The following is a 7,151-nucleotide window of genomic DNA, read 5'->3' as shown; positions in this document are numbered from 1 at the left end:
GTGGGGATGGCGGGGGCTTATACGGTGTCGTATTTCGCGGGGCTCCTGGTGACCGCGCGGGTGTTGCGGAAGCGGGTCGGGGGGCGGGTGGATTCGGGGGAGGTGCGGACGCCGTTCGGGCGCATCGGCTGGGACCGGACGGGCGGCGCGGACGGCGGGACGCTGGTGGCGGCGCAGCCGCTGGGCGCCCCGTCCTGGTTCCCGTGCAACGACCGGCCGGACGACAAGGCGGAGTTCACGTTCCGGGTGAGCGTGCCGCCCGGCCGGGAGGCCGTCGCGAACGGCCGTCTCGTGGCCCGGGACGGCGACCGTTGGACGTACCACCACCCGGGTCCGATGGCCCCCTACCTCGCCGCGCTGTACACGGGCCGGTTCGCGCACGGCACCTGGCACGCCCGGGACAGCGCGACCGGCCGCCTGATCGCCGGCCGCGACGCCTACCCCGTCCGGCTGGCGGACGCGGCCCGCCACGACCTGGGACGGCAGCCGGAGATGCTGGAGGCGTTCACCCGCTGGTTCGGCCCGTACCCCTTCGAGACGTACGGGGCGGTCGTCGTGGACGCGGATCTCGACCAGCCGGTGGAGAACCAGACGGCGTCGGTCTTCGGCCGCAACCACGTGGACGGGCACCGGGGTGGGGAGACGCTCGTCGCGCACGAACTCGTCCACCAGTGGTTCGGCAACAGTGTCAGCCTGCGGGACTGGCGGGACATCTGGCTCAACGAGGGGTTCGCGACGTACGGGGAGTGGCTGTGGTCGGAGCACCTCGGCGAGGACTCCGCCGACGCCCTCGCGCGCGCCGCGTGGCGTTCCCTGTCCGGCCGTCCGACGGGGCTGCGGCTCGCCGATCCCGGCCCCGGCCGGATCTTCGACGACCGGGTCTACGACCGGGGCGCCTGCACTCTGCACGCCCTGCGCCTGACCCTGGGCGACGGCCCCTTCTTCGCCGTCCTGCGCTCCTGGCACGACACCCACCGCAAAGGCGCCGCCGACACCGCCGCATTCATCGCCCACGCCGCCCGCCACTCCCCGGCGGCCGTCGAACCCCTGCTGCGGAGCTGGCTCTACGACCGTCGGCTCCCACCGCTGCCGCGTCCACCGGGCTGACGCGCACATCGTCCACTGCCGCCGGCGCGTCGGGGAGTCGGGCGACTCCGGTTCGCGTGCCTTCCCACGTGTGGGGGCCGGCCCACGCGCTGGAGCGGCTCATGGACCGGCAAGGGCACTGGCGCGACGGCGCCGCCCTCCAGCGCGCTGGGCCGCACGCACGCCCTGTGGGGCGATCACCGCGTACCGGCGAACGGGCCGTTCAGCGCGGCCCATTGGAGGAGCAGGATGGTCTTGCCGTCGGCTATGCGGCCGTCGTGGGCCATGGCGAGGGCCTCGGTGAAAGGCAGGTCCAGCACCTCGATGTCCTCGCCCTCCTCCTCCACGCCGCCGCCGGCGTCGGTGAGGTCGGCGGCGGTGTAGGGGGCCGCGTAGAAGTGGAGGCGCTCGGTGACCGAGCCGGGGCTCATGTAGGCGTCGAGGACGTGCGTGAGGGGGCCGAGGGTGACGCCGAGTTCCTCGGCGGCCTCGCGGCGGACGGCGGTGAGGGGGGTGTCGTCGTCGAGGAGTCCTGCGGCGGCCTCGACGAGCATGCCGTCCGGGTGGTCGTTGACGTAGGCGGGGTAGCGGAACTGGCGGGTGAGCAGGACGTGGCCGCGCGCCGTGTCGTAGGGGAGGACGACGGCGCCGTTGCCCCGGTCGTACGTCTCGCGCTGCTGGGTGGTCCAGCGGCCGTCGCGGCGGCGGTAGTCGAAGGTGGTGCGGCGCAGGACGTGCCAGCCCTGGGAGGTGAGTTCGACCCGGCGGACGACGACGTCGGGGTTGCGGTCGAGGCCCTGGCCCGCCCGGTCGAGGCCGGTGCGGCCACGGTGGTCGGGGGTGTCGACGCCGGGGGTGCTCGGGGAGGGCTTTTCGTTCATGCCGCGCTACGATACATGCAGAAACGTGCAAGAACAGGAGAGAGTGCGGATGCTGGCTGCCGAACGGCGTGACCACCTGCTGGGCCTGCTCGCCCGCGAGGGCAAGATCGTCGCCAAGGACGTCGCCGCCGGCCTCGGGATCTCCGAGGACAGCGTGCGGCGCGATCTGCGGGACCTCGCGGCGGAGGGGCTGTGCCAGCGGGTCTACGGCGGTGCGCTGCCCGTCTCCCCGGCCGTCGCAAACTACGCGGCCCGGCAGAGCGTCACGCCCGGCGGCAAACAGCAGGTCGCCCGGGTGGCCGTCGGACTCGTCCGGCCCGGCGGCGCGCTGATCCTGGACGGCGGGACCACCGCTCTCGCCGTCGCCCGCGCGCTTCCCCCGGACCTGGACTGCACGGTCGTCACCCACAGCCCGACCGTCGCCTCCGCCCTCCTCGACCACCCGCTGGCCGAGGTGTTCCTCCTCGGCGGACGCCTCTTCAAGCACTCGGCCGTCACCTGCGGCGCCGCCGCCGTGGAGGCCGCCCAGAACATCTCCGCCGACCTGTGCCTCCTCGGCGTCACCGGCGTCCACCCCGACGCCGGCCTCACCACCGGCGACGCCGACGAAGCCGCCATGAAACGCGCCCTCGCCGCCCGCGCCGCCGACACCTACGTCCTCGCCTCCTCCGAGAAGATCGGCACCGCGTCCCGGTTCCGGGTGCTGCCGTGGGAGGAGATCAGCGGGGTCGTCACCGACTGCGCGGCGGGGCATCCGGTGCTGGGGGAGCTGAGGGGGCGGGGGGTGCGGATCCTCTCGGCGGGGTGACGGCCGGTTCCCACCGTGTCCCGCGCAGCACGTCCGACGGTCCGGGGGCTCAGGAAGAGCCGCTCCGCGATCCGGCGGGTCCGCAGGCCCGAGGCCGCGAGGCCGGCGATCTCGCGTTCGCGGTCGCTCAGGAGGTGGAGGGGACCGGCGACGGGGGCATGGGCCGGGAATCCGGCACGGATCCGCGCGGACCGTTCCTGGACCAGGCGGGCGGAGCAGCGGCGGGCGAGGACGTCGGCGGTGTGGAGGTGGCCGAGGGCGGTGGCGAGGCCGAGGGCCTCGTGGACGGAGCGGGCGCCGCACGCGAGGGTCCAGGCGTACTGGACGGGCATGTCGGCCCGCCGGAAGGCGTCCGCCGCGAGGGTGAACAGCTCGGCCCCCGCGTCGTGTCGCCGTCGGCCGCGTGCAACCGGGCGCGGGCGCAGCGCACGTGGGCCTCTTGGACGGGCAGTCCGAGCCGCGCGGCCTCCGCCTCGCCGGCGTCCACCAGCCGGTATGCCTGAGCGCGGTCCCCGCACTCCAGGGTTGCGGTGGCGAGCTCGACGGGGCCGATCTCCTTGTGGCGGATCGCGTCGGCGGGCCGTCGCGTCCTGGACGAATGTCGCGTAGCTTGACGCCCATGCGACCTGCCGGACCGGCTCTCGACGCCGCGTCGGTGTGGGACATCGCCACCCCCGCGCGCGGCGGCCTGCCGCCGGGGATCGCCATGGCGGGATTCCGCGCCCGGACGACCGACCCCGTGGACCTGAGGATCGTCCCGTACCCGGCGGTGACGCTCGCCGTCGACCTGGGCGACGATCCGATCGTCGTCGACGACGCGAGCGGGCACCCCCGCCGGGGCAGCCTCGTCCTGGGGCTCTCGGCCTCCGGTGTCCGGGGGCACGGCCGGAACTTCGGCTGCCTCCAGATCCGGCTGTCCCCGCTGGTCGCGCGCGGGCTGCTGGACGGCGGCACGGGACCCGACGTGGTGTCCCTCGACGACGTGTGGGGCCGCGACGCCGTACGCCTCCAGGAGCGGTTGCGGGCCGTCGCCGACTGGGACGAGCGGTTCGCGCTCGTGCGGGCGGCGCTCGTCCGGCGCCTGGACCGCGCTCGCCCCGTCGAGCCCGAAGTCGCCTTCGCGTGGGGGCGGATGGTGAGGCAGCGGGGCGCGGTCGAGGTGGAGCGGCTGGCCGTGGAGGCCGGGTGGAGCCGTAAGCGGCTGTGGTCCCGGTTCCGCGCGCGGACCGGGCTCGGCCCCAAGCACGCGGCCCGGCTGGTCCGTTTCGACCACGCGGCGCACCGGCTGGCGGCGGGCGACAGCGCGGCGCGGGTCGCGGCGGAGTGCGGCTACGCCGACCAGTCCCACCTGCACCGGGACGTGGTGGCCTTCACCGGCACGACCCCCACGGCCGTCGCCCTCGCGCCGTGGCTCGCGGTCGACGACGTCGCCTGGGCGGCCCCGGCGTACCTGTCCCCGCCGCCGGGAGGCTGATCGCGGCGCAGAGGGTCGGCAGGAGGTCGGGGCAGCCTTCGGCCTCCCTCACGCCCCACGGCGCCTCCACGCCGTCCCTCTACAGCACCGGCGCACGCCCCCGCGCGTTTCTCCGCCGCACGGCACGAGCCGGTCTCGCGGTGAATCGCGCTCCGGTGAAGGCGCCCTACACGCACCCCCGAACCGACACGGAGCATGACAACCGGTTCCCAGGGCTTCCACCGGGTGGTGTCCGGTGGGGCGCCCTTCCCGTGCGCGGTCGATCCCGAGGGGTGTTCCATGCCACGTCGTGTTCTCCTGTTTCCCGGCCAAGGGGCGTACGTGCCGGGCGCGTTGGCGGCTCTGGCCGAGACGGAGCCGTCGGTCGGGGAGGTGCTGGCGGAGGTCGACCGGGCGGCCGTCCGGCTGGGGCGCGGCCCGGTGTCGCGGCTGCTCCTCGACACCCGGGCGCCGACGCTCGGGGAGCTGGTGACCGGGGCGCCGCAGGATCTGCACCTCGCGATCCTCGCGTCCGAGATTGCGCTGTTCCGGCTGCTCACCGAGCGGTTCGGGGTGGAGCCGGACGTGCTGCTCGGGCACAGCTTCGGCGAGCTGGTGGCGCTCGTCGCGGCGGGTGTCCACGACCTGGAGCACGGGGTGGCGCTGGTGGCGGCACGGGACGAGGCGTTCGCCGCCTGTCCGCCGGCGGCCGGGGGGATGGTCGCGCTGGAGGTGTCGGCGGCGCGGGCCGCGCATCTGCTGGCCGCCCTCGCGGAGGGCGAGGTGTGCCTCGCCGCGGACAACGGGCCCCGGCAGTGTGTGGTCTCCGGTCCCGCCGAGCCGCTGGAGCGGGTGCGCAAGGCGGCGGAGGCGGTGGGGATCGGGGCGACGTCGCTGCGGGTGCCGTACGCGTTCCACAGCCACGGGCTCGCCGGGGTGGCGCACGCGTTCATCGACCGGGTACGGGAGTTGGCGCCGCGTCCGGCGCGGTACCGGCTGTACTCGGCGATCCTGGGCCGGTACGTGGGCGACGACTCCCACGCGGCGCTGGTCTCCGCGCATCTGGTGCGTCCGACCCGGTTCGCGGACGCGGTGCGCGCCCTGCACGCGGAAGGGGCCGAGGAGTTCGTGGAGTGCGGCCCCAAGGGGGTGCTCAGCGATCTGGTGACGTCGGTCTCTCCCGGGGTGCGGGCTGTCGCCCCGTTACGGCGGCGGGTGGGCGCCGAGGAGTTCGCGGCGGCACTGGGCGCTCCATCGCCACAGCAGGCAGTACCGCCGGCCGCCACTGGGAACCCTCACGACGAACTCGTCGGCTCACTGCGCGAGTTGTACGCGCAGGCGCTCGGCTATCCGCCGGAGGTCCTCACCGGCGACGCCGACCTCGAAGCGGATCTCGGGGTCGACTCCATCAAACAAGTGGAGTTGTTCTCCCAGGCGTTGGAGCGCCACGGGCGCCGACTGCCGCCGGACGGACACCGGTTGACGAACCACACCACCCTCGACGCCCTCGCGGAGCTGCTGCTCGGCCTGCCCACGGCTGCGGGGGTCCGATGACCCGCGAGGAGTTCCCGGTCGCCCGGGACCTGGCCGGCCGCGTGGCCCTGGTGACCGGCGGCGGCAAGGGGGCCGGCGCGGCGATCAGCCGTGAACTGGCCCGGCGCGGCGCGCACGTGATCGTGAACCACTTCCACTCGCCCGAGCGGGCCGAGGAGACCGTCGCCACGATCAGGGCGGCGGGCGGGTCGGCCGAGGCGCTGCGCGCGAGCGTCGCCAAGCCGGACGAGGTCGCCGCGATGTTCCGGGCGGTGGAGGAGGCGCACGGCGGTCTCGACGTGCTGGTCAACAACGCGGCGCGGGGGGTGTTCGCGCGCTACGACGAGCTGACCGACCGGGAGTGGCAGCGCGCCGTGGACACCAACGTGCACGGCGCCCGGTGGTGCTCTCTACGGGCCGCCCCGCTGATGAGGAGAGGCGGGGCGATCGTGAACGTCTCGTCCATCGGGGCGGGGCTGGCGATGGACAACTACCTCCTCGTCGGGGTGTGCAAGGCCGCGCTGGAGGCGATGACCCGCTACCTCGCGGCGGATCTGGGGCCGTCGGGCATCCGCGTCAACACCGCGTCCGCCGGACTGCTCGACAATCCCACGGCCGACCTGTTCCCCGGCGCCGAGGACTTACGGCGCGTCTACGCGCAGGCGGCACCCCTCGAACGGGTCGGCACCGAGGAGGAGTTGGCGCGTCTCGTGGCGTTCCTGGCGTCGCCGCAGTCCGGCTGGGTGTCGGGGCAGTCGTTCCTCGCGGACGGCGGGCTGTCGGTGGGCCGGGCGATGCTCACACCCCGACCACCCGCACCCCGGCCCCTCACCCCCAACCCCCTCACCGCCCGCCCGTCCGCACCCCCCGTCACCCCCGGCCTGGCGTCGGAGACGGTCGCCGTCGTCGGCATGGGTGTCGTGACCCCCGGCGCTCCCGACGCCGACGCCCTGTGGGACCGGCTCGTCGAGGGCCGCCCGGTGTTCACCGAACCGGGGGAACGGTTCACGCTGGAGCACTTCTGGTCCGACCAGGGCACAGCGCCCGACCGCACGTACAGCCGTGTCGCGGGCTACATCCACCAGGACGGCGAGACCGGCGACTTCCTCACCGCGTGGCTGCGCGCCGCCCTCCTCCAGTGCGGCCCGCCCTCCACCGGCGCCCGCGCGGCCTGCTTCGTCGGCGCCTGGAACGAGGGCAGCCAGCACGTCGAGGAGAGCCTCCTCGTGACGGCGGTGTCGGAGCAGACCGGGCACCGACCGCGCGGCCGGTACCCGTACGCCGGCGCCCTCCAGACCTACAACGCGGACACCGCGGCCCAGGGGAGCATCGAGATCAAGAAGATCACCTTCAACTCGGCGAAGCGGGCCACCGTCACCTACACCCTGGC

General features: G+C 74.7%; 6 protein-coding genes and 1 pseudogene. 5 read left to right on the top strand and 2 right to left on the bottom strand.

Annotated elements, in window-relative coordinates; translation table 11 throughout:
- Positions 1–1,107 (top strand): M1 family metallopeptidase (locus tag ACVNF4_RS29810; RefSeq protein ID WP_461805994.1); only part of this gene is annotated, 1,107 nt, incomplete at its 5' end.
- A 176-nt stretch (positions 1,108–1,283) separates the two neighbouring features.
- Here the strand turns inward: ACVNF4_RS29810 and ACVNF4_RS29805 are convergent.
- Positions 1,284–1,967, bottom strand: coding sequence for an NUDIX domain-containing protein (locus tag ACVNF4_RS29805; protein WP_461805993.1), 684 nt, complete (start codon positions 1,965–1,967; stop codon positions 1,284–1,286).
- A 49-nt stretch (positions 1,968–2,016) separates the two neighbouring features.
- Here ACVNF4_RS29805 and ACVNF4_RS29800 point away from each other — a divergent pair, with 49 nt between their 5' ends.
- Positions 2,017–2,775: a DeoR/GlpR family DNA-binding transcription regulator gene (locus ACVNF4_RS29800; RefSeq protein ID WP_461805992.1), complete on the top strand. Its 759-nt coding sequence runs from the start codon at positions 2,017–2,019 to the stop codon at positions 2,773–2,775.
- A gap of 80 nt (positions 2,776–2,855) precedes the next feature.
- On the opposite strand, the pseudogene ACVNF4_RS29795 reads toward ACVNF4_RS29800, so the two are convergent.
- Positions 2,856–3,107, bottom strand: a pseudogene (locus ACVNF4_RS29795) (hypothetical protein); the annotation flags it as partial.
- A gap of 287 nt (positions 3,108–3,394) precedes the next feature.
- Here ACVNF4_RS29795 and ACVNF4_RS29790 point away from each other — a divergent pair.
- The 3 genes from ACVNF4_RS29790 to ACVNF4_RS29780 all read left to right on the top strand — a co-directional run.
- Positions 3,395–4,249, top strand: a complete 855-nt coding sequence (locus tag ACVNF4_RS29790; RefSeq protein WP_461805991.1) for a helix-turn-helix domain-containing protein — start codon at positions 3,395–3,397, stop codon at positions 4,247–4,249.
- A 279-nt stretch (positions 4,250–4,528) separates the two neighbouring features.
- A complete protein-coding gene (locus ACVNF4_RS29785; RefSeq protein WP_461805990.1) occupies positions 4,529–5,782 on the top strand; it encodes an acyltransferase domain-containing protein in 1,254 nt (417 codons plus the stop codon).
- Positions 5,779–7,151, top strand: a 1,373-nt coding sequence (locus tag ACVNF4_RS29780; RefSeq protein WP_461805989.1) for an SDR family oxidoreductase, incomplete at its 3' end; no start/stop codon positions are given. The genes ACVNF4_RS29785 and ACVNF4_RS29780, both read left to right, overlap by 4 nt.

The organism is Streptomyces sp. S6 (assembly GCF_054880855.1).
Note: the sequence above shows the minus strand (reverse complement) of the source record. Positions and strands in the feature narration are given on the sequence as shown.

Coding starts and splice junctions, on each gene's coding strand:
- ACVNF4_RS29785 (WP_461805990.1), top strand. CDS start 4,529: ATGCCACGTCGTGTTCTCCTGTTTCCCGGCCAAGGGGCGTACGTGCCG.
- ACVNF4_RS29790 (WP_461805991.1), top strand. CDS start 3,395: ATGCGACCTGCCGGACCGGCTCTCGACGCCGCGTCGGTGTGGGACATC.
- ACVNF4_RS29805 (WP_461805993.1), bottom strand. CDS start 1,967: ATGAACGAAAAGCCCTCCCCGAGCACCCCCGGCGTCGACACCCCCGAC.
- ACVNF4_RS29800 (WP_461805992.1), top strand. CDS start 2,017: ATGCTGGCTGCCGAACGGCGTGACCACCTGCTGGGCCTGCTCGCCCGC.